The organism is Picosynechococcus sp. NKBG042902 (assembly GCF_963864045.1).
Lineage (GTDB): Bacteria > Cyanobacteriota > Cyanobacteriia > Cyanobacteriales > MRBY01 > MRBY01.
Window position 1 is genome coordinate 82057 of the sequence record NZ_CAWLTV010000067.1, and the last position, 26660, is coordinate 108716.

Sequence of the window (26660 nt, forward strand, 5' to 3'; positions counted from 1 at the left end):
CTCGTTATCTACCCTTGCCGCTGATAAATATGTAATTTTCCCAAAGCTGGAAGTTCTACATAGTCTGATTGAATAAAATCATCTAATCTTGCTTGGGCTGTTGAATCATGTAAATAATCCTGGAGACTAGCACCAATAATCAAGACAGGTTTTTTCGCAAAAATCTTATCAATTTCTTGGGAAAGAGTTGCTTCTTGTCCGTACCAACTTTCTAAAAGGAATCGCTTATTAATATTGCTGGGGTGAGTAACTAATGGTGTGATTGGAGTCACGCCAGCAAACCAATAGGCCAGGTGTCCTCTAGTCAACCAAATATTGCCATTTAGGGGGTTATGCTCTGCCAAATAGTGTTTGACTGTTATCGATGTTCCATGGAGACAACTAGGACTATTGAGACAATAAGAACCTGTTTTATAATATTGCAAGGAAAAGTGTACAAGTAAAACAGAAAGAACAATCGCCACGAGTTGTTTTTTGAGATTGTCTTTACGATCCAAAAAATTGGCGATCGCCGGAGCCGCCAGTAAAGCAGCTATAGGTAAAAACTGAATAACATAATGTTTATAAAAAACACTTGTTCTCAAAATGGAAAATTCTATAGACAAACCAAATAAGATCCCAATTGTGTAGAATCTTTTTTCAAAAAAATTTAGCTTTTGTTCTTGTTTCTGTACCTGAATGAGCTGTGAAATTGCAAAAAATAGCGTTGGGCCAAAGACGACACTAAAAGCAATAGATATCGTCATTACTAAAATATCTGCGACAAAACCTAGTTGATTCACAATAACATTCAGAAAATCACTTTGTTGTGAATAATTTAAAGAGGCTTTAATTAAGCCAATATTTAATGCTTCTAAGTTGTCAGTAATAAGATGAGGAAGTAAAGTAACCAAAATACTCGCTAAATTTCCCAAAGCAAAAAAAACACCGGGCAGTAAGATTAGCTTATACTTAGGAAAGTCATTTTCAATAGAGAAAAATAGGATATATAGTCCTGTAAATAGACCAACATAAGCAAGGTTAAGCCTGATCATAATCGCCAACCCCATGCACAGGCCACTAACTATGAACGCGGAGTTATTTTTCGGGCAAAAGAGAATTAATGCAAAGCTGAGCATCATTGGCACTAAAGCTAGATGTTCAGACATGATGGACTGCCCACCTGGGTTTAAATCAATCAAAAAAATGACTAATATTCCAGAAATGAGCCCTGTTTTTTTATTCCAAATCCTACTAGCAATCTCATAATTAATTAAACCAATAAGGGCAACAATCATTGCTCCTAAAAAGCGTAAGAATACAAATGAGTGTTGTGCCAACCAAATGATACTCGCAAAAATATACCAATGTAATGGTGGTTTGACGTCTAATAGATCTGTATATGGTAGGTGACCATCCAATACAGATTGACCTAATAAAATAAAAGTTGATTCGTCCCAGTCAATATCAGTTTCAAAAAAATAAGGTAAACGAGTTAGTATGGCGACGGTCAATATCAGAAAAAAAGAAGAAAAACCCTGTCTATTTAATCCAGTTTTTTCTAGCAATTTATTGGTCATGTTTAATCAATTAATTAGACATCTAAAGTGTTTTGTTTTTTTTGGAGAATAGCGGCAGAATTTTTGAAATAAAAATATCAACCTCTGATAAACAGCAAGACTTTTCGTTTTTTATTCATACAAAAAGTCTTTCCATGGGATGATTTATTATTTCTATAGCAAGAGTGATTTTTTATTAACTTAGGACTTTAATGCTGTTCGGAGGTTTCCTTGATGGACTTTTAATAAATGCTCTGCTTCTGAGGCATCTACATTTTTCCAATGCATTAATAATGCTATTTTGACGCGACGCTGGGATTTTTCTAAAAGGATAGCCGCTTCCTCACGGCTTAAATCTGTGAGGTCTTGAAGGATGCGGAGCGCTCGGTCATGGAGTTTATGGTTCGTGACGGCAACATCAATCATGCGGTTACCGTAAACTTTACCGAGCTTAACCATGACGCTAGTCGAGAGAATATTTAAGGCCATTTTGGTGACAGTTCCAGCCTTAAGACGGGTCGAGCCTGCCAGAATTTCGGGGCCAGTCAGTAGACGAATATCAACATCGGCAGCAAAGGGCACTTGCTCGGCCGGAACGCAACTGATGAAAATTGTTTTGGCACCCCGCTGTTGGGCGGCAATCAGGGCCCCTTGGACATAGGGAGTAGTTCCCCCCGCAGTAATGCCAACAACGACATCTAATTCGGTGATCTGTCGTTGGGCGATCGCCTTTTTACCATCTTCGGCCCGGTCTTCGAGATCTTCTGAACTGCGCACGAGGGCACCGGCTCCCCCGGCAATAATGCCTTGAACGAGTTCGGGGGGTGTACAAAAGGTCGGCGGACATTCCGCAGCATCTAAAACACCGAGACGGCCACTGGTGCCGGCCCCCACATAAAATAATCGGCCACCGTGCATCAAAGCGTCGCTGGTGATCTCGATGGCTTGGGCTAGGGCCTCGCGGGCATTGGCGATCGCCTCCAGGGTTTTTTGATCCTCTTGGTTAAAGAGATCGACCAATTCCAAAGCCGACATTTGATCTAAATTTTGACTCTGGGGGTTGACCTGTTCTGTAAGTAAATGGCCGCGACTTTCATAGGAATTCAAGGAATTGCCCTCGCACTAACGCATGATAAATAAACAAAGTTAACCATCTACTGTCCGAAGAAATCAACCACCTGAACTTTCGTCCATTTGCTCTTATGTCGCTTGAGAAATTCTTGGTGGTTGGGGTGAGGCCCATAGGTATCAAGGGCTGCATTGCTTTCTAACTGCACATACAAAGCCAATTGATAATCCTTAATGTGGACATCCCGATCTGCCCTGGCCTTTAACCCCAGATCAACTTTTAAAACCCCAGGGATTGCCCCCAAGAGAGTCAGGCCATCTTCAATAATCGTTTGGGTTTCAGCAGTCCCAGTTGCTGCTGCCAATTCAAACAGAACAATATGATGTACGGAATTTGCCATGGTTTTTATCGTTGTGATCAAGTTAATTCATTACAGGTGCTTCGCCCTAGGACAGAGAAACGGACATCTCCGTACTCTGGTTATCTAGCTCATCAGAAATCGGTTGGGACTTGTGGTTTCCCGCCGCTTGAATAAACCCGAAAAAGAGGGGGTGGGGATGGTTCGGACGAGATTGAAATTCGGGGTGGAACTGGGTCGCAATAAAGAACGGATGGTCAGCATATTCAATAATTTCTACCAAGCGACCATCGGGGGAAGTTCCACTCACTTGATAGCCCGTTTCTAAGAACAAACTCCGGTAGGCATTGTTAAATTCGTAGCGGTGACGGTGACGTTCGTAGATCACCTCTTGGCCATAGAGTTGATAGGTCAGGGTGTCAGGGGTGAGCCGACAGGGATATAAACCCAGGCGCATGGTGCCACCAAGATCCACCACATCCCGCTGTTCTGGCAAAAGATTAATCACGGGGTTTTTCGCTTCGGGGTTGAATTCGGCGCTGTGGGCATCCTCTAATTTGGCAACGTTACGGGCCCATTCAATCACTGAAGATTGCATCCCAAGACAAAGGCCCAGGAACGGGATTTGATTGAGCCGGGCATATTCAATGGCCGCTACTTTTCCATCAACGCCCCGTAAACCAAATCCTCCGGGAACGACGATCCCCGCCATATCCGCAAGATACATGGACGCGCCGTGTTTTTCGATATCCTCAGCGTTGACCCAATGGAGTTTGATGTCCATGTCATTGGCGATCGCCGCATGGCCGAGGGATTCTACCACGGATAAATAAGCATCATTGAGCTGGACATATTTACCGACAATGGCGATATCCATGTGGCGGCTGGGGCGCTTCATCCGTTCAATGAGATTTTGCCACTGCGCCAAATTCGGTTGCCTGGGTTCCATCCGTAGCAGTTTCAGGGTTTGTTCTGCCAAGCCTTCCCGTTCCAACATCAACGGTACTTCATAAATGCTGCTGGCATCCTGGGAGGTGATCACCTGTTCTTCGGGGACATTACAGAACTCCGAAATTTTTTCCCGTTGTCCCTGGGGTAAAGGGCGATCGCAACGGCACACCAGCACATCCGGCTGAATCCCGATAGAGCGCAATTCTTTCACAGAATGTTGGGTGGGCTTCGTTTTCATTTCTCCCGCCGACGGAATCCAGGGGATCAAGGTTACGTGCATATACAAAACATTGTCCCGGCCAGCCTCTTTGCGGAACTGACGAATCGCTTCTAGGAACGGTAAAGATTCAATATCGCCGACGGTACCGCCAATTTCTGTGATTACAAAATCAGGATTCGTATTCTCCGCCACGCGAAAAATTCGTTCTTTAATCTCGTTGGTAATGTGGGGAATGACTTGAACCGTCCCCCCTTGATAATCGCCCCGTCGCTCTTTATTAATCACCGCTTGGTAAATGGAACCAGTGGTCACACTATTAAGGCGAGACATGGAGGTATCGGTAAATCGTTCGTAATGGCCGAGGTCGAGGTCTGTTTCTGCACCATCCTCGGTGACAAAAACTTCCCCATGTTGGAACGGGCTCATGGTGCCAGGATCGACGTTAATGTAGGGATCGAGCTTCAGGATCGACACCGAATAGTCACGGGACTTGAGTAAACGCCCCAAACTTGCCGCCACAATGCCTTTCCCGATGCTGGAGACCACACCACCGGTGACAAAGATAAATTTAGCCATTAACCGATACCCGTTCCGTTCACAATGTTTTTAACCTGTTCATTTTGCCATACTCCTTTCGATAGACAGAGGAAATTTACTGGCAAAGGCTGAACCCATGTTGAGTTGTATTGTATTTTCTTTCGTGAAAATCGGTGTAACTTACCCAGAAAATATCTGGGCGATCGCCTAAATCGAACAATCTTAGTTGGTTTTTAACTCAACAAAACAAGTTTATTCTGGCAGTTTTTAGGTGGACTTGGGACGGCTCGAAAATACGGGTTGCGCATCAGGCCCCGCTTGACCGCGAATTGTTTCTAGTACCTTTGCGGCAGTGGCAGCATCGGTCGGGGTGAGTCGCTCAAATTGATAAACACGGTAAACGCGATTCTCCGGATTTGCAGCTCGATTATCGTAATGATAAAACCGCACCGTATGGAAATTTTGGTCGCGATAAATCACGATTTCTTCGTTTTCTGGTACCGGAATCCGACTAATTTGGGTTTGCCATAGATGCTGCACAATGACGGCGTGGGTTGGGGTCACGATATAATTCGTCGCCTTGAGGGAAGAACGAACAACCTTCGGCATGACAATGAGAAAAGCAAAGGCGATCGCCAAGCTTAATCCCAAAAAAGTAAGCCAAATGCCGAGTGCTTCCCCTAGTTCATCCCAATTTGCCAGCCCAATTAATAAAAAGAAGCCAAACGCAAATAAACCAAAATAGCCAAAAGCTTGAATAATTTTCAGACTCCAGGGCGATGACCCGGCCGCCTGGGGCATGCCTTGCCAGAGAATTTTTTCTTGGGGTTCTAAAAAAACTGAAAGATCATAAATATTGCTCATTATTATTAGATTTTTTCATGCATACCCCCATAGTTATAGCGAAATTTCGATTTTATAAAACCTAAAATAGAAGCATTTATATTACCGAGTGGAAGAATTTTCATGAAACTATCGGTTAAGACTCCCCTGGTTTTAATGGGCTTGATTGGTTGTACGGGCGCTACCCAGATGGACAATGGTGTTCTAACAGGAACTGTGGAACGAGTCTGGGAAGATGGGTTTAGTATCAACACAGGCGATCGCAGCATCCGAGTCGATTCTTGGAGCGTATGTGGCGACAACACCAGACAGAACATCTCAGTCGGCGACGAGCTAACGCTAGAAGGAGAATTCAGTGGTGGCGAGTTTGACGCCTCAGCCATTACAAACGTGAATGATGAAAATATTTGCTCAGCAACATCTAGCTAAAATCCCAATTTTCCTTAGCTGAAGATATCGACAGAGAGTAATTTTCCCAAAAAAAGCAAAAACCCCCACCATCTCTGGTAGGGGCTCTCGCCAATCATTACTTATTCAGTTTTACTGTCAAAGCAATCATCTTTTTTTCAACTAAGCCCGAAGACTCAAGCGGTTATTAACCGTTGATTGCAGGTGCTTGCAGAGCCACAGGAGCTTGCTCGCCAGCTGCTAAGTCTAAGGGGAAGTTGTGAGCGTTACGCTCGTGCATTACTTCAAAACCGAGGTTCGCACGGTTCAGAATGTCCGCCCAGGTGTTGATTACACGACCTTGAGAGTCAAGGATGGACTGGTTGAAGTTGAAACCGTTCAGGTTGAATGCCATGGTGGATACACCAAGAGCAGTGAACCAGATACCGACTACAGGCCATGCACCCAAGAAGAAGTGCAAGGAACGGCTGTTGTTGAAAGATGCATATTGGAAGATCAAACGACCGAAGTAGCCGTGGGCTGCAACGATGTTGTAAGTTTCTTCCTCTTGACCGAACTTGTAACCGTAGTTCTGAGATTCGGTTTCAGTGGTTTCACGTACCAAAGAAGAGGTTACGAGAGAACCGTGCATTGCGGAGAACAAAGAACCACCGAATACACCAGCCACACCAAGCATGTGGAAGGGGTGCATCAGGATGTTGTGCTCTGCCTGGAATACGATCATGAAGTTGAACGTACCAGAAATACCCAAAGGCATACCATCAGAGAAGGAACCTTGACCGATGGGGTAGATGAGGAATACTGCAGTTGCTGCTGCTACGGGAGCAGAGAATGCAACACAGATCCAGGGACGCATACCAAGGCGGTAAGAAAGTTCCCACTCACGACCCATGTAGCAGAAAACACCAATGAGGAAGTGGAAAATTACCAACTGGTAAGGGCCACCGTTGTACAACCACTCATCTAAGGAAGCAGCTTCCCAGATGGGGTAGAAGTGGAGACCAATTGCGTTAGAAGAAGGTACAACTGCGCCAGAGACGATGTTGTTACCGTAAAGAAGAGAACCTGCGACGGGCTCACGGATACCGTCGATGTCAACGGGGGGAGCTGCGATGAACGCAATGATGAAGCAGGTAGTAGCAGTGAGAAGGGTAGGAATCATCAGGACGCCGAACCAACCGACATAGATGCGGTTCTCGGTGCTGGTGATCCACTGACAGAACTTCTCCCACAAGGAAGCGCTTCCGCGCTGTTGTAGTGTAGTAGTCATATCGTTATGATTGCTATGAAATTATCAAGGTGCTTAACCTTAGTAGCTATATTAATGAAACTATTGCTTTTTGTAAAGTGTTTTAAGGAAATGTTTTGATTTGCGGAGGGGCCATGCTGGATCTGTCAAGGGTTGATCGCCCGGTAGGCGGCGGCAGTAACCAGGCAAACGCTGTTGTTACCTACAGTCCAGCTTTCACCTTGGTGCCAACTTACGAATGTTTCAATCGCTGTTCATATTGCAATTTTCGTGTTGACCCAGGTCAGGATCGTTGGTTGACCCTAGCGGCTGCCCAAGCTCGTCTAGAAAATCTCCGGGGGCAAGGCGTCCGAGAAATTTTGATTTTGAGTGGAGAGGTGCATCCGGCTTCAGGGCGGCGATCGCCTTTGATCCAGCTCATCCATGATCTGTGTCAGTTGGCCTTAGATTACGGTTTTATTCCCCACACCAATGCTGGCCCCCTGAGTCGTACTGAAATGGAATTGTTAAGGGATGTAAATGGTTCCATGGGGCTGATGTTAGAACAAATGCGTCCGGATCTCCCCGTCCATCGTCGCGCCCCCAGCAAAGATCCCCAGGTGCGCCTACAACAATTGGTTCTAGCCGGAGAATTAAGAATCCCATTTACAACAGGGCTGCTGTTGGGCATCGGTGAAACGCCCCAGGATTGGCGGGATACATTAGAGGCGATCGCCAAAATTCAGCATCAGTATGGTCATATCCAAGAGGTGATTTTGCAGCCCCACCGTCCTGGGCAAACCCAGGACTATCTAAGTGAAGCCTTTTTGCCTGAGCAACTCCCAGCGGTTATTCAATTGGCCCGTGACATTTTGCCACCGGAGATCACGATTCAAATTCCCCCTAATCTTGTGGCCGATCCCCAATGGCTTTTAGGGTGTCTCCAGGCTGGGGCGAGGGATCTCGGCGGTATTGTCCCCAAGGATGAAGTCAACCCCGACTATTCCCATCTCCACCTCGATCAATTGCAACTCCTGCTCGCGAATCAAGGCTGGCAATTACAACCCCGGCTCGCCGTTTATCCGGCCTATGATGGGTGGCTAGCTCCCCAGGTGAAACAGGTCGTTGAGCGCCATCGTCGAGCATTGACAGAGACCGAAGCCTTGTCCTGAAAAAAATCAGAAGAAAATTAGTCTGAAGTACGTTGTGGCCAGGGAATCGTCGAAACTTTAGCTAGTTCTTGGGCCACTTGCGCCGCACCAAACTGATTGAGATGGCTCGGATCCGAAAACCATTCATAACGGCCTTGCCAGGCTTGTTGGTGGACAAAATCAACAAAATCAAGCTTGTCTCGATTAGCCAATTGACGAAAATACTGGCGAAACTGCCGTTCATAATCCAGACGTACCGGATCGAGGTAGTAATCCGTCAGGGGCTGATTCAAGAAGACCAAGTGAATTTGGTGAGACTCGAAATGGTCTAACAACTCCAGGAAGGTTTCATGTTGCGTTCCTCGGAGATTAAACGCCGCATAATCCCCGTCATAATTTCCCGTTACTTGGGTGTGATTTTGGTAGTAAGTTTCTGGAATGAAGCGACGGTCGAGGGGCAAAAAACCATCTAAATTAAACTGCTGCCCTGACTCAGTAGAAGTCATTGGGGATGCTGCCTCTGCTGTGGACACCCAGGTGTGGAATGGCGCTAGGGTTTCGTCAAAAAAGCGTTCTTTGAAAAATTGTCGCTGGTCATAGACCTGGGAGATTTTTCTCAGCCATTGGGTGGTGATTTGTTCTAGATCAGGAACAAAAGAAGTTATTGCCTGATGTTTGGGGAGATCTTGAGACAACAGTTGGGAAAATGTACCTGCTTCAAGGGCTTGGAAACCTGGGGAACGGGTCATCAGTTCGTAGGTCAAATCTTGCCGACCGCTATTAAAAGCACGGGCTCCGTCGGCAAGGATAATTAACTGGGGCAGTTGCTCCGGAGGGAGAATTTGCCGCAGCAGTAGATCAAAGATCTGGACAGTGGCACCATTAATCCCGAAATTAAAAATATCAAGGGGCGGATAGCCTTTCTCGGTGAGGGCCATTTGCAGGGCCAGGGGATCGAGGCCACGCAGGGCACGGGAACTACCAATAATGAGAACGTCAGGCACACCATTTTTAGCGATGCGCTTTTGGTAGAGGGCGAGTTTTTCGTCTAGGAGCGGATTATCAAAGGAAGGATAGGGGCTAGTTAGGGGAGGGGCGATCGCCTTTGGGGCCGTGGTTGGCCAATTGGTGACTGGAAGCTGGGCATCTAAGACTTCTGAGCGGGTTGCCGGATCGGTTTGGGATATGGACACAGGTTGAGGTTGAACCAGATCCCGCCGGAGCCATTGGCCCGCCAACCAATCGGTTTGGGCCGTGACTAAAATGCCGCCCAGCAGCCACAGGCAAGCCACTCGCCACCGCTGCTGCGGGGAAAAGACGTTTCGCTCGGATTCACCCTGGTGTAAAACCAGACCACAATTATCCGGTATTGGCTGCCAGAGGCGACTACGCTGGAGGAGATTACGGGCACCTTGGTTGAAGCGTTCTAGGGGAGAAAGACTGGGGTCAGTTTCGACGGGGGGAAGGGCGGTTTCCGTTGGCGTCTGTGGTGATGTCCTGGCTGGGGTAATGGTGTTGAATTTTAATGATTGTTGCCAGAGGGCTTTGCTTTGGCCCGAACGGCGGCCATAGACCTTTAGACGACTAAAGGGATGGGGTTCTAAATGCCGAAAAAGAGTGGCGATCGCCTTGAGTGTTGCCATTTGGGGTGGACAGGCGATCGCCTCCGTCATGATGTAGAGGGTGTCATCCTTTTGGCGGAGGGTAATGTGGATGCCGCCAGTGGCCAAACGTCTCGTCAGATCAGGATTCAGGCAGCGTTGGAGCAAAAACCGCCACGCCTCCAAATCCCCCTGTTGGGCCAACTGTCCGGGAGAATCATGGTGTACCCCTGGCTGATCCCCCGGCAACCGCCATTCACTGCGCCAGAGTTCTTCATTGTGGGGAGCTGATTTCGCCCGGATTAGCGCGCGCTGTAACCCCTGGGGCGCGAGGACGTCGAGAATGTCTTGGATGGTCTTGAGAATGTGGGCCTGGGCTAGGGAAATATTGGGGGCCAGGATGCACTCCAGGGACAACACAGCATCGGTTACAGCCGCCCGAATGGTGAGGGGGTGGGCTTGGAATGCCTGGGTCAAAATCTGGGCGATCGCCTCAGGATCTCCCCATTGGCCCCACTGCCGCAACATGACATCGGGGGGCGTCAGATCAACCCATAGCAACCATTCTGGCTTTTCTTCCCCACGAATTTGACAGCGGATTGCCCCATCGCGAAAACCTTTGATTTCCAGTTCCCGGAGTCGCTGCACCAGAGATTCTGTCAGCAAGCCATAGTCCGGGCTGTAGTCACATTCACAGGTAATCCAGAGACGCTGTTGCCCTTGGTGGGGGGCTGTATTCGCTAGGGTCTGGGTTTCAACCCGAATACTAATGCCCAACTGACTGAGATTTTGACTTAAATATTGGGCGATCGCCTGGGGATAACCGAGGCGGGCCTGATTTTTTCGATTGAGCTGGAACGTCTCCGGGTTCGACGATGGGGACGACTGACCCAGGGGAATTAGGCTTAACCAGAGGCTTTTTTTCTCTTGGCGGAGGCGACCATAGACAATGAGACGGTGAATTGTGATTCCAGGGGTCGGCTCTAGGAGTTGCACAGGGGGCAGTTGACGGCGCATTCTCCGTAAAATTGCTTGGGTAATCTCTTCTTTTTCCGTGGGACAACTGGTTTCGCAGAGGATGTGGAGCGTATTCCCCCGCAGTCGCACCCGCAACCGCAGATACCCTCCCAGGGGCACTGCCAGACGAATGGCATCCTGGAGCCAGGGCGCTAAATGAAAGTGAAGATCCGTGGAGGTTGCAGTTGTCACAGTAACAATGGAGCGTTTTTAGGGTGGCTGGGTGGGGACAATTCACCCCTAAGATAAACGAAAGTCCCCAGAATTGTTCTCCCATAAATAGACTAGTAGGATAAGGATGCCCTGTCGTGTCTGTAGCCCGATGAAAGTTCAGTTACCTGTGCCCTCTAATCTTCTGGTTGGGTTATTAGCCCCAGCCTATTTATTGACCCACCGTTGGGGTGAAGATCTCGCCCAGACTCTAACGCAGGCAGGGGTTTGGAGTGAAGAAATTTTCCGGGGCGATCGCCTACCATCTTTACCCTTTCCCGATGTTGAGACGTCCGATTAGCCTGCACCGCCACCGCCACCCCCCAAAGGCGATCGCCCGTTCCGTGTTCCACCGCACTACCCCAATCGAACCTTAGCCCTTACAATCATCAAGATCTTCTTTCACAGCAGACAGCCCATTTTCCTAGCCCCAAACGTCTAAGTACCATGAACCAAGTCATGCATCCCCCCAGTGCCGAAGCTGAACTTTTGTCCACTTCCCAATCTCTCCTCCGGCAACGCCTCACGCTGGTTGAAGACATTTGGCAGGCGGTGTTGCAGAAAGAATGTGGTCAAAAACTCGTCGAACGGCTCAATCATCTCCGGGCAACCCGAACCGCCGATGGCCAAAGCCTCAATTTTTCCCCCCGTAGTATTTCGGAGCTGATCGAAACCCTAGATCTAGAAGATGCGATCCGGGCAGCGCGGGCCTTTGCCCTCTATTTCCAGCTAATCAATAGCGTCGAGCAACATTACGAACAGCGCGAACAACAACAATTTCGTCGTAATCTAGCTTCTGCCAATGCCAGCGAAGCCAACGGTAACAGCGTCCACACAGAAATTGCCCCCACCCAAGCCGGCACCTTTGATTGGCTGTTTCCCCACCTCAAGCACCAGAATATGCCGCCCCAGACGATCCAGCGTCTTCTCAATCAGTTGGATATTCGACTGGTATTTACGGCCCACCCCACGGAGATTGTCCGCCACACGATTCGCAATAAACAGCGGCGGATTGCGGGGATCCTACGGCAACTAGATCAAACCGAAGAAGGGCTGAAAAGCTTGGGGACGAGCGATTCTTGGGAAATCGAAAATATTCAACAGCAACTCACCGAAGAAATTCGGCTCTGGTGGCGCACCGATGAGCTGCACCAATTTAAACCCCAGGTGTTGGACGAGGTGGACTATGCGTTGCATTATTTTGAGGAAGTTCTGTTTGACACCCTGCCCGAATTATCGGTACGGCTCCAACAGGCCCTAAAAGCTTCTTTCCCGACCCTCAAGGTGCCCACCACCAATTTTTGCAATTTTGGCTCTTGGGTTGGGGGCGATCGCGATGGTAATCCTTCTGTTACTCCTGATGTCACCTGGAAGACAGCCTGCTATCAACGGGGTTTGGTGCTGGAACGCTACATTGCCTCGGTGGAATCCCTCTCGGATGTACTGAGTTTATCGCTGCACTGGAGTAATGTACTGCCGGATCTGTTGGATTCGTTGGAGCAGGATCAAAATATTTTCCCCGACATCTACGAAACCCTAGCTATTCGTTACCGCCAAGAACCCTACCGCCTCAAGTTGGCCTACATCAAGCGGCGCTTGGAAAATACCTTGGAGCGCAACCGCCGTCTAGCGAATATGCCCGCCTGGGAAAACAAAGTAGAAGCGGCCGATGACAAGGTTTATATCTGTGGCCAGGAGTTTCTCGCTGACCTAAAACTGATTCGCGAAAGCCTTGTACAGACGGAAATCAACTGTGCGGCCCTGGATAAACTCATTTGCCAAGTCGAAATTTTTAGCTTTGTTTTAACGCGCCTCGATTTTCGCCAAGAATCAACGCGCCACTCCGATGCGATCGCCGAAATTGTTGACTACCTAGGGGTGTTGCCCAAATCCTATAACGACCTGAGCGACGAAGAAAAAACCGCTTGGCTGATACAGGAGCTGAAAACCCGTCGTCCGCTGATTCCGAAGGAAATGCACTTTTCGGAAAGAACTGTAGAAACGATCCAAACGCTCCAAGTGTTACGTCGTCTCCAGCAGGAATTTGGCATCGGCATTTGCCAGACCTACATCATCAGCATGACCAACGAAGTCAGTGATGTCTTAGAAGTGCTGCTCTTGGCCCAGGAAGCGGGTTTGTATGACCCCCTCACAGGGATGACCACTATCCGCATTGCCCCCCTCTTTGAAACGGTGGATGATCTGCGTAACGCCCCGGAAATCATGCAGGCGTTGTTTGAAATCCCCCTCTATCGCGCTTGTTTAGCTGGTGGCTATGAACCCCCCGCCGATGGCCGCTGTGATGAAACCTTTGGCGATCGCCTGGTGCCGAATCTCCAGGAAATTATGCTCGGCTATTCCGACAGCAACAAAGATTCCGGCTTCTTGAGTAGTAATTGGGAAATCCACAAAGCCCAGAAAAATCTCCAACAAGTGGCCGATCCCTACGGCATTGACCTCCGCATTTTTCATGGTCGCGGTGGTTCCGTTGGTCGGGGTGGCGGCCCTGCCTACGCCGCCATTTTGGCCCAACCGCCCAACACCATTAATGGCCGGATTAAAATCACCGAACAGGGGGAAGTGCTGGCGTCTAAATATTCCCTCCCAGACTTGGCGCTATACCACCTCGAAAGCGTCTCTACGGCGGTGATTCAATCGAGTTTGTTGGCCAGTGGCTTTGATGATATTCAGCCCTGGAATCGGATTATGGAAGACCTCTCCCAGCGATCGCGGGCGGCTTACCGGGCGTTAATTTACGAAGAACCCGACTTCCTAGACTTTTTCATGTCTGTAACGCCGATTCCGGAAATTAGCCAACTGCAAATCAGTTCCCGTCCAGCCCGTCGCAAAAAAGGCAATAAAGATTTGAGCAGTCTCCGGGCGATTCCCTGGGTCTTTAGCTGGACCCAAAGCCGTTTCCTCGTGCCCGCTTGGTATGGTGTGGGCACGGCGCTCCAGGGCTTTTTTGAAGAGGATCCCGTCGAGAACCTGAAGTTAATGCGCTATTTCTACAGTAAATGGCCCTTTTTCCGGATGGTGATCTCAAAGGTAGAGATGACCCTTTCCAAGGTGGACTTACAAATGGCAAGCCACTATGTCCATGAACTGGCGGAAAAAGAAGATATTCCCCGGTTTGAAAAGCTTCTAGAGCAGATTTCCCAGGAATATAACCTCACGAAGCGGCTAATCCTCGAAATTACGGAAAATGAAGCCCTCCTCGATGGCGATCGCCCCCTCCAGCGTTCTGTCCAACTGAGAAATGGCACCATTGTCCCCCTCGGTTTCCTGCAAGTCTCGCTCCTCAAACGGCTACGTCAATACACCAGAGAAACCCAAGCCAGTATCGTCCACTTCCGCTATAGCAAAGAAGAACTCCTGCGGGGCGCCCTTTTAACCATCAATGGCATCGCCGCCGGCATGCGGAATACGGGTTGATCTCAAACAGCCCTGTAAACATAAAGTAGGGGTTCACCATAGCAAACCCCTACAATCCTAAAGAAAGTGAAAAACGATTTAGAAAACCTGTTCTACTTCTGCAATTTCCGGAATATTTTCCCGTAAACGCCGTTCGATGCCCATCCGTAGGGTCATGGTTGAACTGGGGCAAGACCCACAAGCGCCCTGGAGACGCAGTTTAACCACAGGGCCATCAATCTCTACCAACTCAACGTTGCCGCCGTCAGCTTTGAGGTAGGGACGTAATTCATCAAGGGTTGCTTCGACGTTTTCGGTCGTGAGTGCTAATGCCATAATTTTTTTGGTGAACGAAGGGATCGCCTTCTATTATAAAGTTTCCGTTTTATTCCTTTGCAAAGAAAATGCTCTCCAGTAGACTTTGAGGCGATAATGTTGGCGATCTCGGAGAGATCCGCTACCCACCCAACAGTTGCCCCTAGAACAACAACGGTAGTAGGGTAATTAATTATGCCAAGTCCAAACGACCTTAACCTAATTGACGAAACCTTGGGTGAACAGCCGCTTCAGGAAGGCACCCCAGACGGAGCAATGGCGGCAGAATCGATGCTCCAGATGCTTACTGCTGCCGATAAAAACCAACGCATGATCGCTGCCCGCTATTTTTGTGATCACCGGGATGCGCGAGCGGTAAATCCCCTCATTGAACTGCTCCAGGGAGATGTTTGTCCCCTCACCCGTGTCAGTGCTGCCTATGCCCTTGGTCGTAACGCCTCAGAAACAGCGGTACCGGCTCTCATCGATGTGCTTGCACAAGACTGGAATGGCTATGTGCGCAAGGGGGTTGTTTGGGCCTTGGGAAACTGTGGCGATCGCCGCTCCGTTGATCCATTAGTCCATGCCCTCCAAACTGATATTTCTGCTGTCCGTTTATGGGCTGCCAGCAGCCTCGCCCAGGTGGCTAAACTCCAGTACGAAGACATTTCCCGGGCAATTCCGCCCCTGATCCGGGGGTTGCGCCGCGATAAAATGGCCGCCGTCCGCAGTAACTGCGCCTGGTCATTAGGGCAACTTTGTCGCGAAATGCCCTCCAACGTGATCTACGCCACCGCCGTTGATGCCCTCATTGAAGCTCTCGTTGAAGATGAAGATGTCGGCGTGAAAGAAGATGCCCGGGCTGCCCTGCTGCGTATTGGTGATCCCAATGGCCTGCAAATGATCGAAGCGTTAGAATTTGAAGGTTTGATTTAAAAAAACTTTACAAACCTTACAGTCAAAATTTTCTATGGATCGACCCCTCACGGTAGGTATCAGTGGTGCATCGGGGCTTATCTATGCGGTGCGGACGCTCAAATATTTACTTGAAGCCAACTTGACAGTGGATGTCGTCGCCTCAAAAGCATCCTTTATGGTGTGGCAAGCCGAAAATGGCATTACTATGCCCGCTGATCCCGATCACCAAGCTAAGTTTTGGCGTGACCAGGCAAGTGTTCCAGAAAAAGGCATTTTGCGTTGTCATCGTTGGGGTGATGTGGGGGCGGGCATTGCCAGTGGTTCCTACCGCACCAAAGGAATGCTGGTCATCCCTTGTAGTATGAGCACCGTTGCGAAAATTGCCAATGGCCTCAGCTCTGATCTCCTCGAACGGGCGGCAGATGTCTCTATTAAAGAAGGTCGTAAAGTTGTGGTTGTCCCCAGGGAAACACCTTTTAGTTTGATTCACTTGCGGAATTTGACCCAACTGGCTGAGGTGGGCGTAAAAATTGTCCCAGCAATCCCGGCTTGGTATCACCAACCGCAAACGATTTATGATCTGGTGGATTTTGTTGTTGCTAGGGCCTTGGATCAGTTTGAGATTGACTGTATTCCCCTCAAGCGTTGGAAGGAAGAGGCCGCCAGCCAAAAATCAGAGTGATGATCTACCCTAGGGATATTTCTCGCGGAGTATCTATTACCCATGAACACTCGACTTAAGCTGGTTGTGATGGCCCTATGGTGGAGTGCCTTGCCTCTGGTGGGTTGTTCGTCCCAATCCGTGTCGATGCCCGATGAAACTTCACCTCTAGCCGAAGCAACGCCGACGCTCAGGAGTCCCCAGGCGGAGGATTTAGCGGTGGATGCCGTGACAGTGACGCCAATTGTTGAGGGTTTGGAACGTCCCTGGGGGGTTGCGTGGTTACCCGATGGAGATATGTTGATCACAGAGCGGCCGGGACGGTTGCGCCTGGTGCGGGATGGGGTGTTAGAACCAGAGGCGATCGCCGGGGTTGCAGAAGTCTCCGCCGCCGAAGCCCAACAACTGTTTGCTTCGAGACAGGGGGGATTGTTAGATATTGCCCTTCATCCAGACTTTGAACAAAACAATTGGGTTTATTTCACCTATGCCTTTGGCACCCAGGATGCAAACCGCACAAGGGTTGCCCGGGCCAAATTTGACGGGGAAAAATTGACGGATTGGGAAGTGATTTTTCAGGTGGCGCGTACCAAACAAGGGGGACAGCATTTCGGTTCTCGGCTGACTTGGCTCCCGGATCAAACCTTACTGATTTCTATCGGTGACGGTGGAAATCCGCCCCTAGAGCAGGATGGCGAGTTCATTCGTAATCAGGCCCAAAACCTCGATAGCCATCTGGGGAAGGTGGTTCGCATTAACGATGATGGCTCAATTCCTGACGATAATCCCTTTGTAGATGAGCCGGGCGCTTTACCGGAAATTTGGAGCTACGGCCACCGCAATATTCAGGGACTGGCCTTTGACCCAATGAATCAACGGGTTTGGGCGACTGAACATGGCTCTAGGGGCGGTGATGAAGTGAATCTGATCCAGGCCGAGGCCAATTACGGTTGGCCCAAGGTTTCCTTTAGTGCGGAATATGCGACGGGACGACCCGTGGCTCCCACAACGACAGCCCCAGGAATTACGGATCCCCAGCGGGTTTGGACACCTTCGATCGCCCCTTCTGGGTTAGCGATTTATACAGGCGATCGCCTTTTAGATTGGCAAGGGAATTTATTTGCAGGGGGCTTGGTTTCCCGGGATATTCGCCGCTTAGAAGTTGACGAACGGGGAAATGTGATCGCCGAGTCGCGGATTCCCATTGGCCAACGGGTGCGGGATGTGCGCCAAGGCCCCGACGGTTACCTCTACGTTCTGACGGATGCAAATTCGGGTCAACTGTTACGCCTCGCGCCCCAGAGTGAAGGTTCATAACCATCTGCCACAATGGAATGGTGCGCTGACTGAGATTTGCCATGATTGCCCTTTCTGACTACCAACCCCTCACTCCAGAAGAATATTTAGCCCTTGAGCAAACGAGCGAAATTAAGCATGAATATATCGATGGTGAAATTTACGCCATGGCTGGGGGCACGGGCAATCATAATCTGATCAGTAGTAATCTCTTAATTCTCTTGAAAAATGGACTCCGGGCTGCGGGCTGTCGGACTTACATCTCGGATATGAAAGTTAATGTGGGCGATCGCCGTCGTTTTTTCTATCCAGATCTAGTTGTCACCTGTGACCAGCGAGACGAGCCACAACTCAGCTATATTCAATTCCCCACGGTGATTGTAGAAGTGCTTTCCCCCTCAACAGAATCCTTTGATCGGGGGCGCAAGTTCGAGTTTTACCGGGAAATTCCCAGTCTGCAAGAGTATCTCCTCATCAATGTGGATCAATACCTGGTGGAATGTTTTCGTCGTCAAAAAGCTGATATCTGGCTTCTACAAACCTATAAAGGTCTAGAGGCGATCGCCCACATCGAAGCCCTAAATCTGAATGCCCCCCTCCAGGAAATCTATGGTGATGTTCCCCTAGAATAATCCCGGCATTTCCCCCGTCATAGTGAAAGGCGATCGCCTAAAATGAGGGTCTACTTCCCCTACTAGAGTGCCCCCTCGCCATGTCTTTTGTCGGTCTCCACATCCACAGTGATTACAGTTTGCTCGATGGCGCGTCCCAGATTAAACCCCTCATTAAACGGGCCGAAGAACTGAAAATGCCGGCGATCGCCTTAACGGATCATGGGGTAATGTACGGGGCGATCGAACTGCTAAAAACCTGTCGCAATAAACGGATCAAGCCGATCATTGGCAACGAAATGTACGTGATCAACGGCGACATCGAAGACAAAACCCAACGGTTTAAAAAGTACCATCAGGTCGTTCTGGCGAAAAATACCCAGGGCTACAAAAACCTGGTGAAACTGACCACTATTTCGCACCTCAAGGGCTTTCAAGGCAAAGGGATTTTCGCCCGCCCCTGCATTAATAAAGAACTCATTGAGCAACACCACGAAGGGCTGATTATGACCAGTGCCTGCCTCGGTGGCGAAGTGCCCCAATGTATCCTCAAGGGCGAATATCAGCGGGCGCGGGAAGTGGCGAAGTGGTACAAAAATATTTTTGGCGATGACTATTACCTCGAAATCCAAGACCACGGCTCCCAGGAAGACCGCATCGTCAATGTGGAGATCGTCAAAATTGCCCAGGAACTCGACATTAAAATCATCGCCACCAACGACTCCCACTTCATTTCTTGCTACGACGTGGAGGCCCATGATGCCCTCCTGTGTATTCAAACCGCAAAATTAATCACCGAAGATAAGCGCCTCCGCTACAGCGGCACCGAATATCTCAAATCCGCCGATGAGATGCGTAAACTCTTTCGGGATCACCTCGACCCAGGGATTATTGACCAGGCGATCGCCAATACCCTCGAAGTTGCCGCCAAGGTCGAACCCTACAAAATCCTGGGGGAACCCCGCATTCCCGATTACCCCGTCCCCGAGGGCCACACCGCCGACAGTTACCTCGAAGCAGTCACCTGGGACGGACTCCTTAAACGTCTCAAATGCAAAACCCAGGCCGAAGTCGATCCCACCTATAAAGAACGCCTCGAATACGAACTGCAAATGATGCAGCAGATGGGCTTTTCCACGTACTTCCTCGTGGTATGGGATTACGTAAAATACGCCAGGGACAATGATATTCCTGTCGGGCCAGGGCGGGGTTCTGCGGCTGGTTCCCTCGTGGCCTACTCCCTTGGCATTACGAATATTGACCCAATTCATCACAGTCTGCTGTTCGAGCGGTTCCTCAACCCCGAACGGAAATCCATGCCGGACGTTGATACGGATTTTTGTATCGAGCGGCGGGATGAAATGATCAAATATGTCACCGAAAAATATGGTGAAGACCGGGTCGCACAAATTATTACTTTTAACCGCATGACCTCCAAAGCCGTGCTCAAAGATGTGGCACGGGTGCTGGATATTCCCTACGGAGAAGCGGACATGATGGCAAAAATGATCCCCGTGGCCCGGGGCAAACCGGCAAAGCTGAAGGTGATGATTTCCGACGATACGCCAGAACCAGAATTCAAGCGTCGCTACGAAACTGATCCCCAGGTGCGCCGCTGGGTGGATATGGCGATCCGCATTGAGGGCACGAACAAAACCTTTGGCGTCCATGCCGCCGGGGTGGTGATTTCTTCAACGCCCCTAGATGAAGCGGTACCACTCCAGCGTAACAATGAAGGGGCGGTGATCACCCAATATTACATGGAAGATGTGGAGGCAATGGGGCTGCTGAAAATGGATTTTCTCGGCCTAAAAAATCTCACCACGATTAAAAAAGCGGCGGATTTGATCAAGGAATATCGCCACGTAGAACTGGATCTCGATCAGTTGCCCCTCGATGAACGCAAGGCCCTAGAAATTATTAGTAAAGGCCATGCGAAAAAGTTACCGGGTGATATTGATAAAACCCATGATCTGTTTGGTCGGGGGGATCTAGAGGGGATTTTCCAACTGGAATCCGACGGCATGAAAAAAATTGTGCAGGATCTGCGCCCTTCTGGCATTGAGGATATTTCCTCTGTTCTTGCCCTTTATCGACCTGGCCCCTTGGATGCGGGTCTAATTCCGATTTTTATTAACCGCAAACACGGCGTCGAAAAGATCGAATATCAACACGAGCTTTTGCAGTCGATTTTGAATGAAACCTATGGGGTCTTGGTTTACCAGGAACAAATTATGAAAATGGCCCAGGATTTGGCGGGCTATTCCCTCGGGGAAGCGGACCTGCTGCGGCGGGCGATGGGGAAAAAGAAAATTGATGAAATGAAAAAACACGAGGCCAAGTTCGTGGAGGGGGCGGCGACCAATGGGGTTTCGGAGGCGATCGCCAGGGATTTGTTCGACCAAATGGTGAAATTTGCGGAATATTGCCTCGCCGGGGACACGCCTGTTGTTACGGTGGAATACGGGGTACTGCCAATCCAGACCATTGTGGAACAGGAATTGCTCTGCCATGTGTACAGTGTTGATGCCCAGGGCTTGATTTACACGCAACCCATTGAACAGTGGCACCAACGGGGCGATCGCCTTTTGTATGAATATGAACTGGAAAATGGCCAAATGATTCGGGCGACCCCAGACCATAAATTCCTGACCACCACCGGGGAACTGCTACCCATTGACGAGATTTTCACCCAAAATTTAGACCTAGCTGCCTGGGCAGTACCAGATTCCCTACCTAGAACTGCTTAGGTTTACGGGTTTGGCGATATTCAAACAATAGTAAAGCAGCAACGGCGATCGCAAAGGGCAACAGATAGTACAGACCCCGAAAAACAATTAAGGTGGCTAAAATGACTTCCTCTGGCTGGGTGTCTTGCAAGAAAAAGAGAATCACCGTCTCGAAAATCCCCAAACCACCGGGAATTGTACTCACTAAGCCGGCGACCATCGCTAGTACATAAACTCCGAAAAAAACAGGATAATTGAGGGGTGGCGCCAACAGAGAATGCAGTGCTAGAGCGGCAAATCCCCAATCCAAACTAAATACAAGAACCTGCTGAAGAGAAAGTTTTAATGAAGGAAATTTAAACTGATAATTACGCCACTGCAATGGCTTTTTAAATACCCAAGAACCCAGCACATATAAAGCACTAATTCCTAAACAAAGAATGCCAAATCCCTGTAGTGATTGTGCAAAAAAAGGCAGTTGAATCCCCGTTGGTAGGGGAAACTCAAAAATCGTAAAAATAATGCCACTAATGGGCAATAACCCGACCCACAAACTTAAATTCGTAAAGGCAATAACCTGAGCAATTTCTAAATGGGACACTTGCCACTGACGATAGAGGCGGTAGCGCAACATACTCCCCGACAGAAACGCAAAACCCACGTTTGGACTAATGGCATAGGTGATCAACCCTGTAAAGGCGATTTTATAGGCATCTAAAGTTCTTTGGAGATATCGAAATGCCAAAAGATCATAATTGGCGATCGCCCCGTAACTACACACCACAAAAAAGCTTGCTAGTCCTAACTGAGCTCCAGAAAGGTGATTCAAATTTTCCCAGACAAGGGGCCAATCAATACGTCGAAATTCCTGCCAAATCACCCCCACTGCCACTGCACAAATGACGAGACTTATGCCCGATAGAAAATGCTTTTTAAAAAATCTTTGACGGTCACTTTTACGATCTATCACTGGGCTAACCCAAAAATATTTTGCCAAAGTTCATTTTGTCTGCCCTCACCATTGCCAGAACTTTACCATAGCCTCCAATGGGGGAATCTCTTCCGATAGAATAAAAGATTGATCAATTAACAAAGGTTGAATTAGTAACAATGAATGTACTCGTGGTGGGTAACGGCGGCAGAGAGCATGCGATCGCCTGGAAACTGCTCCAATCTCCCAACGTCCAAAAAGTCGTTTGCACCCCTGGCAATGGCGGCACAGCTCTCCTAGAAAATTGCCAAAATCTACCTATTGCCGTGGATGACTTTGCGGGGATTGCCCAAGCCTGCTCTGACCACGACATTGCCTTTGTTGCCGTCGGCCCAGAAGTCCCCCTTTCCCTCGGCCTCGCTGATTTTCTCTCAGAACGCAAGATTTCCGTATTCGGCCCGAAAAAAGATGGCGCAATCATTGAAGCCAGTAAAGCTTGGGCCAAGGACTTAATGAACGAAGCAGGGGTTCCCACCGCCGCCGCTGGCACTTTTAACAATCCCCAAGCCGCAAAGGACTACATCAAAACCCAAGGCGCCCCCATCGTTGTCAAAGCCGATAGTCTCGCTGCTGGAAAAGGGGTGATCGTCGCGGAAACCTTAGAAGAAGCCTTAAACGCCGTTGATCGCCTCTGGGCCGAAGGGTACAAAACCTTGGTCGTCGAAGAATTTCTCGTGGGTCAGGAAGTCTCTGTCCTCGCCCTCACCGATGGGAAGACGATCCGCCCCTTGCTGCCCTCCCAAGACCACAAACAAATTGGCGAAGGAGATACCGGGGAAAATACCGGGGGCATGGGGGTTTACGCCCCAACGCCCATCGCCACCACCGAAATCATGGCCCAAGTCCAAACCGATGTTCTGGAGGCCACTCTCAAAACTTTACAAAATCGCGGCATTGATTACCGGGGGATTCTCTACGCAGGTCTCATGGTTGCACCAGATGGCGAGGTTAAGGTGCTGGAATTTAACTGTCGCTTTGGCGATCCAGAAACCCAGGCGGTTTTACCCCTCCTCGAAACACCCCTCGATGAGATTATGCTCGCCTGCATTAATCAAACCCTGGCTGAACTGCCTCCTTTGCAGTGGTATGACGGTAGTGCAGTTTGCGTCGTGGCGGCGGCGGCAGGCTATCCCGGTGCCTATGAAAAGGGCAAGATTATCACAGGTATCCAAGCAGCTGAAGCTCTAGGTGCGACAGTTTTCCATGCAGGGACTAAATTAGAAGGAGATACCCTCGTCACCAATGGGGGTCGTGTCCTTGGCATTGTTTGCCGTGGTCACAGTTTTGAGCAGGCGATCGCCAACGTATACCAGGCCGTTCCCAAGGTTCAGTTCCCAGGAATGTACTATCGTCGCGACATTGGCCATCGCCTCAAAAAAGCGTAACTTGCAACAAAACGTTACATTGTATTTAATAAAGCAAACTTGATCTGGTAAGTTCACCCCCGAAAACACCTTGCTAACCCTCATCACCAAACTCCGCAATATCCTTTCCCGCTGGTGGTCAGAATTCACATTGCAGACCAAACTGATGGCTGCAGCCACCCTCGCCGTGTCCCTGCTGATGAGTGGTTTTACCTTTTGGGCGGTGAACTCAATCCAGCAAGATGCCCGCCTGAATGACACCCGTTTCGGCAGCGATCTGGGCCTTTTACTGGCAGCGAATGTCGCGCCCCTTGTCGCCGACCACAATCTTTCTGACCTCGCCCTCTTCACCAATCGCTTTTACAACAGCACCGAAAACGTCCGCTACCTCATCTATGCCGACCCCAACGGCAAAATTGTCTACGGTATTCCCTACTCCGAAGCCGAAGTCCAAAACAGTCTCACCATCGAACGGCGCATCACCCCGCCAGACGATTACAATCCCGCCGGATTTTTTCCCGTTGCCAAGCAACATCTGACCCCCAATGGTGAAATCACAGACGTCTTTGTCCCCCTCCACCAAAATGACGAATACCTAGGCATTCTTGTGGTGGGCATCAATCCCAATGCCACCGTTGTTGCCTCCTCTAATCTGACGCGGGATGTCACCCTCGCCGTGTTTGTCTTTATTTGGGTCATGGTCATCCTTGGTGGTGTTTTTAACGCCCTGACCATTACGCGCCCCATTAAAGAACTCCTCGATGGCGTGAAAAATATTGCCGCCGGAAATTTCGAGCAACGGATCGATCTTCCCTTTGGCGGGGAACTCGGTGAACTGATCGTAAACTTCAACGAAATGGCCGAACGACTTGCTAGCTACGAAGAGCAAAATATCGAAGAACTCACCTCTGAAAAAGCCAAGCTCGAAACCCTCGTCACCACCATTGCCGACGGTGCCATCCTCCTCGACACAGACTTAAAAATTATTTTGGCCAACCCAACGGCCCGCAAGATTTTTCACTGGGACGAAAAATCAATCATTGGCACCACTGTCCTGCACCACTTACCCGCTTCTGTCACCACCCAAATTACCCGCCCACTCCACCAAATTGCCGCAGGTGAAAACCTAGATTCAGACTTCCTGATTGAGCACCATGCTGTCCAAGGCAATGCCGAAGAAATTATTCGGGGAAATGAATTTAAAATCACCCTCGAAGATATGGTGGACAATGTGGCAGAAGCCACAACGATTCGGATTTTGCTGACTGAAGTGCTGGATAAGAGCAAAATCAATGTGCGGGGCATTGCGATTACCGTCCAAGACATCACCAAAGAAGCGGAGCTCAATAAGGCCAAAAGCCAATTTATCAGTAACGTTTCCCATGAATTGCGCACCCCACTCTTTAACATCAAGTCTTTTATTGAGACCCTCCATGAATATGGGGATGATTTGACGGAACAGCAGCGGCAAGATTTCCTCGAAACCGCCAATAACGAGACCGATCGCCTCACTCGTCTAGTGAATGATGTTTTAGATTTATCGCGCCTTGAATCTTCCCGTGTTTATCGCCTTGATGAAGTGGATATTTCCCAGCCCATTGAGCAAACCCTGAGAACCCACCAACTTAACGCCCGGGATAAAGAAATTACCCTGACCCATGAGTTAGCAACTGATCTACCGATGATTTTGGGTCATTATGATTTGTTGTTACAGGTACTAACAAATCTCGTGGGGAATGCACTCAAATTCACCCAAGCAGGGGGCTGTGTCAGTGTGAGAGCCTATCCTGTTCCCCACGATCCAGAGCGGGTGCGCATTGAAATTTCAGATACAGGGATTGGGATTGATCCAGAGGATCAAGAGGCAATTTTTGACCGTTTCTTTCGGGTGGAAAATCGTGTGCATACCCTCGAAGGCACGGGGCTTGGGTTATCAATTGTGAAAAATATTATTGATAAACACAATAGTCGGATTCACCTCATCAGTGAAGTGGGCATTGGTACCACGTTTTGGTTTGAGCTGAACGTTGCCCAAGGGACGCCGGAATTACAGTTGCTCGACAACCCGCACCATGTCCAGGATCAATCGATAGAAGTCAGCAGTAATTAGCCACTCCAACGGGATTGTTCAGCGGCGCTTGAGGAACAGCTGCGTGAAGTAGTAGACACCTTCTTCATTTTTAACGACACCAATGCCTGTGAGATCGAAGTCGCCAATAATATTTTTGTGGTGGCCAGGGCTGTCGATCCAACCTTCTACGGCAACGGTGGCAAGGTCATCATAGCCTTGGAGAAGCGCGAGATTTTCGGCAACACTGGCATATTTTAAAGCTTGTTTTTCAAGGCTAGCGGCCCGTTCGTCAAAACCATCATGGGAAAAGCTAGCTTCACCGGAGGCCATTTTGGCACTGTATTTGCGGGACTCATTCGTAATCCGGTAGTCCAACGTTAAAGGTTCTAGGCCCAGACTGGCTCGATAGGCGTTGATTTGGGTATGAATCTGCCGTTCGATGGTTTCGGTATTGGGATTTTTGACGGGTTGGGGGGTGACGGGTTGTTCCTGTTGGGCGACCGGCTGATTCGCTGTCGAGGAAATGGTTGGTCGTTCTGTCTGCTGAAAGACGAAACGGGCACCGAAATAAAACAAGATGGGAACCACAAAACGTGACCAACGCTGGTGTCTCATGGGAAAGCCTCTGGGGAAAGTTAGCTCTATTGTAAGAATTCAGAATCTAAATGCTGAATCTGGATCGGTTCTTCTTGAAATTGGCGATCGCCATCGAGTTGCCAACTGCGATAGTCAGCGACACGCCGCTGGTGGACAGAGAGAATGAGGTAAGAGTAAATGTCCCAGGCGATCGCCCGGTCATATTCAGAGGGAATTGCGGCATGGTCAGGGTGAGAATGGTAGATGCCGATGATTGCTAGGTCTTGGGCGCGGGCGTATTTCTGGGCTTTGAGAATTGCGGCAGGGGCGATCGCAAACCGGTCATGGCGCGACTGGGACTGGGACTGGGGATTTGGGGGGAGCAATTCCGGCATTGCTTGGCTGAACGCCAGCGTCCAAGTATTTTCCGTGGGCCAGATTTCCCGGACTATTTTATTTTGCCCCAGTAACAGACCACAACACTCCTCCGGATAGCAGGTCTGGGCGTGGGTGATGAGTTGTTCGATTTGAGAAGGAGTCAAGCTTAACATAATGGCCTTGTTGCCTCGTTGCCGAAAAAAAG

At 49.3% G+C, this 26660-nt stretch carries 22 protein-coding genes; 11 read left to right on the forward strand and 11 right to left on the reverse strand.

The window, feature by feature from the left end; all coding sequences use genetic code 11:
- Nucleotides 1-8 precede the first annotated feature (8 nt).
- From AACR41_RS07415 to AACR41_RS07435, 5 genes are all read right to left on the reverse strand, one after another.
- Complete coding sequence (locus AACR41_RS07415) at nt 9-1559, reverse strand: ArnT family glycosyltransferase (protein ID WP_030007200.1); 1551 nt, start codon at nt 1557-1559, stop codon at nt 9-11.
- A 180-nt stretch (nt 1560-1739) separates the two neighbouring features.
- Nucleotides 1740-2645 (reverse strand): N-acetylmuramic acid 6-phosphate etherase, encoded by a 906-nt coding sequence (murQ, locus tag AACR41_RS07420; RefSeq protein WP_030007201.1) that lies wholly within the window; start codon nt 2643-2645, stop codon nt 1740-1742.
- Between the two features lie 47 nt (nt 2646-2692).
- On the reverse strand, nt 2693-3007 hold the full coding sequence (locus AACR41_RS07425) for a Dabb family protein (RefSeq protein WP_030007202.1): 315 nt from the start codon (nt 3005-3007) through the stop codon (nt 2693-2695).
- 46 nt (nt 3008-3053) lie between these two features.
- Entirely contained in the window at nt 3054-4712 is a 1659-nt protein-coding gene (locus tag AACR41_RS07430) for a CTP synthase (RefSeq protein WP_030007203.1), read from the reverse strand.
- Between the two features lie 228 nt (nt 4713-4940).
- Entirely contained in the window at nt 4941-5537 is a 597-nt protein-coding gene (locus AACR41_RS07435) for a hypothetical protein (protein ID WP_012307033.1), read from the reverse strand.
- 102 nt (nt 5538-5639) lie between these two features.
- On the opposite strand from AACR41_RS07435, the gene AACR41_RS07440 reads away from it, so the two are divergent.
- Nucleotides 5640-5945, forward strand: a complete 306-nt coding sequence (locus AACR41_RS07440) for a hypothetical protein (RefSeq protein WP_030007204.1) — start codon at nt 5640-5642, stop codon at nt 5943-5945.
- 166 nt (nt 5946-6111) lie between these two features.
- Here the strand turns inward: AACR41_RS07440 and psbA are convergent, their stop codons facing one another.
- Nucleotides 6112-7194 (reverse strand): photosystem II q(b) protein, encoded by a 1083-nt coding sequence (gene psbA, locus AACR41_RS07445; RefSeq protein WP_012307032.1) that lies wholly within the window; start codon nt 7192-7194, stop codon nt 6112-6114.
- Nucleotides 7195-7307: 113 nt separating this feature from the next.
- Between psbA and cofG the strand changes: the two genes are divergently transcribed.
- Entirely contained in the window at nt 7308-8324 is a 1017-nt protein-coding gene (gene cofG / locus AACR41_RS07450) for a 7,8-didemethyl-8-hydroxy-5-deazariboflavin synthase subunit CofG (RefSeq protein ID WP_030007205.1), read from the forward strand.
- A gap of 17 nt (nt 8325-8341) precedes the next feature.
- Here cofG and AACR41_RS07455 read toward each other — a convergent pair whose 3' ends face one another.
- A complete protein-coding gene (locus AACR41_RS07455; protein ID WP_030007206.1) occupies nt 8342-11113 on the reverse strand; it encodes an SGNH/GDSL hydrolase family protein in 2772 nt (923 codons plus the stop codon).
- 130 nt (nt 11114-11243) lie between these two features.
- Between AACR41_RS07455 and AACR41_RS07460 the strand changes: the two genes are divergently transcribed.
- The gene (locus AACR41_RS07460; RefSeq protein ID WP_143589350.1) at nt 11244-11432 is read left to right on the forward strand and encodes a hypothetical protein; all 189 of its coding nucleotides are present in this window, start codon (nt 11244-11246) and stop codon (nt 11430-11432) included.
- Nucleotides 11433-11578: 146 nt separating this feature from the next.
- On the forward strand, nt 11579-14566 hold the full coding sequence (gene ppc, locus AACR41_RS07465) for a phosphoenolpyruvate carboxylase (RefSeq protein WP_030007207.1): 2988 nt from the start codon (nt 11579-11581) through the stop codon (nt 14564-14566).
- Between the two features lie 78 nt (nt 14567-14644).
- On the opposite strand, the gene AACR41_RS07470 is transcribed toward ppc, so the two are convergent.
- Nucleotides 14645-14881, reverse strand: a complete 237-nt coding sequence (locus AACR41_RS07470; RefSeq protein WP_012307027.1) for a NifU family protein — start codon at nt 14879-14881, stop codon at nt 14645-14647.
- Between the two features lie 174 nt (nt 14882-15055).
- Here AACR41_RS07470 and AACR41_RS07475 point away from each other — a divergent pair, with 174 nt between their 5' ends.
- The 5 genes from AACR41_RS07475 (at nt 15056) to AACR41_RS07495 (ending at nt 21096) form a co-directional block, all read left to right on the forward strand.
- Entirely contained in the window at nt 15056-15796 is a 741-nt protein-coding gene (locus AACR41_RS07475) for a HEAT repeat domain-containing protein (protein WP_030007208.1), read from the forward strand.
- Between the two features lie 34 nt (nt 15797-15830).
- Nucleotides 15831-16460, forward strand: a complete 630-nt coding sequence (locus AACR41_RS07480; protein WP_030007209.1) for a flavin prenyltransferase UbiX — start codon at nt 15831-15833, stop codon at nt 16458-16460.
- A 42-nt stretch (nt 16461-16502) separates the two neighbouring features.
- On the forward strand, nt 16503-17756 hold the full coding sequence (locus AACR41_RS07485) for a PQQ-dependent sugar dehydrogenase (protein ID WP_030007210.1): 1254 nt from the start codon (nt 16503-16505) through the stop codon (nt 17754-17756).
- A gap of 41 nt (nt 17757-17797) precedes the next feature.
- A complete protein-coding gene (locus tag AACR41_RS07490; protein ID WP_030007211.1) occupies nt 17798-18367 on the forward strand; it encodes a Uma2 family endonuclease in 570 nt (189 codons plus the stop codon).
- Between the two features lie 80 nt (nt 18368-18447).
- Nucleotides 18448-21096, forward strand: a complete 2649-nt coding sequence (locus tag AACR41_RS07495) for a trans-splicing intein-formed DNA polymerase III subunit alpha N-terminal partner DnaE-N (RefSeq protein ID WP_030007212.1) — start codon at nt 18448-18450, stop codon at nt 21094-21096.
- On the opposite strand, the gene AACR41_RS07500 is transcribed toward AACR41_RS07495, so the two are convergent.
- The gene (locus AACR41_RS07500; RefSeq protein WP_030007213.1) at nt 21083-22045 is read right to left on the reverse strand and encodes a lysylphosphatidylglycerol synthase domain-containing protein; all 963 of its coding nucleotides are present in this window, start codon (nt 22043-22045) and stop codon (nt 21083-21085) included. The two genes, AACR41_RS07495 and AACR41_RS07500, sit on opposite strands and share 14 nt — an antisense overlap.
- Before the next feature lie 140 nt (nt 22046-22185).
- Here AACR41_RS07500 and purD point away from each other — a divergent pair, with 140 nt between their 5' ends.
- Nucleotides 22186-23451: a phosphoribosylamine--glycine ligase gene (purD, locus tag AACR41_RS07505; protein ID WP_030007214.1), complete on the forward strand. Its 1266-nt coding sequence runs from the start codon at nt 22186-22188 to the stop codon at nt 23449-23451.
- Between the two features lie 70 nt (nt 23452-23521).
- Nucleotides 23522-25540 carry a two-component system sensor histidine kinase NblS gene (gene nblS, locus AACR41_RS07510; RefSeq protein WP_012307019.1) on the forward strand — a complete coding sequence of 673 codons (2019 nt, stop codon included), beginning with the start codon at nt 23522-23524 and terminating at the stop codon, nt 25538-25540.
- A gap of 18 nt (nt 25541-25558) precedes the next feature.
- Here nblS and AACR41_RS07515 read toward each other — a convergent pair whose 3' ends face one another.
- Together AACR41_RS07515 and AACR41_RS07520 are read right to left on the reverse strand one after the other, a co-directional pair.
- Nucleotides 25559-26116, reverse strand: coding sequence for a CAP domain-containing protein (locus tag AACR41_RS07515; RefSeq protein ID WP_030007215.1), 558 nt, complete (start codon nt 26114-26116; stop codon nt 25559-25561).
- A 26-nt stretch (nt 26117-26142) separates the two neighbouring features.
- Nucleotides 26143-26660: Mov34/MPN/PAD-1 family protein (locus AACR41_RS07520; protein ID WP_228657514.1), on the reverse strand; the 518-nt coding region annotated here is incomplete at its 5' end.

Coding starts and splice junctions, on each gene's coding strand:
- AACR41_RS07415 (WP_030007200.1), bottom strand. CDS start 1,559: ATGACCAATAAATTGCTAGAAAAAACTGGATTAAATAGACAGGGTTTT.
- AACR41_RS07425 (WP_030007202.1), bottom strand. CDS start 3,007: ATGGCAAATTCCGTACATCATATTGTTCTGTTTGAATTGGCAGCAGCA.
- AACR41_RS07430 (WP_030007203.1), bottom strand. CDS start 4,712: ATGGCTAAATTTATCTTTGTCACCGGTGGTGTGGTCTCCAGCATCGGG.
- AACR41_RS07435 (WP_012307033.1), bottom strand. CDS start 5,537: ATGAGCAATATTTATGATCTTTCAGTTTTTTTAGAACCCCAAGAAAAA.
- AACR41_RS07440 (WP_030007204.1), top strand. CDS start 5,640: ATGAAACTATCGGTTAAGACTCCCCTGGTTTTAATGGGCTTGATTGGT.
- psbA (WP_012307032.1), bottom strand. CDS start 7,194: ATGACTACTACACTACAACAGCGCGGAAGCGCTTCCTTGTGGGAGAAG.
- cofG (WP_030007205.1), top strand. CDS start 7,308: ATGCTGGATCTGTCAAGGGTTGATCGCCCGGTAGGCGGCGGCAGTAAC.
- AACR41_RS07460 (WP_143589350.1), top strand. CDS start 11,244: ATGAAAGTTCAGTTACCTGTGCCCTCTAATCTTCTGGTTGGGTTATTA.
- ppc (WP_030007207.1), top strand. CDS start 11,579: ATGAACCAAGTCATGCATCCCCCCAGTGCCGAAGCTGAACTTTTGTCC.
- AACR41_RS07470 (WP_012307027.1), bottom strand. CDS start 14,881: ATGGCATTAGCACTCACGACCGAAAACGTCGAAGCAACCCTTGATGAA.
- AACR41_RS07475 (WP_030007208.1), top strand. CDS start 15,056: ATGCCAAGTCCAAACGACCTTAACCTAATTGACGAAACCTTGGGTGAA.
- AACR41_RS07480 (WP_030007209.1), top strand. CDS start 15,831: ATGGATCGACCCCTCACGGTAGGTATCAGTGGTGCATCGGGGCTTATC.
- AACR41_RS07485 (WP_030007210.1), top strand. CDS start 16,503: ATGAACACTCGACTTAAGCTGGTTGTGATGGCCCTATGGTGGAGTGCC.
- AACR41_RS07490 (WP_030007211.1), top strand. CDS start 17,798: ATGATTGCCCTTTCTGACTACCAACCCCTCACTCCAGAAGAATATTTA.
- AACR41_RS07495 (WP_030007212.1), top strand. CDS start 18,448: ATGTCTTTTGTCGGTCTCCACATCCACAGTGATTACAGTTTGCTCGAT.
- purD (WP_030007214.1), top strand. CDS start 22,186: ATGAATGTACTCGTGGTGGGTAACGGCGGCAGAGAGCATGCGATCGCC.
- AACR41_RS07515 (WP_030007215.1), bottom strand. CDS start 26,116: ATGAGACACCAGCGTTGGTCACGTTTTGTGGTTCCCATCTTGTTTTAT.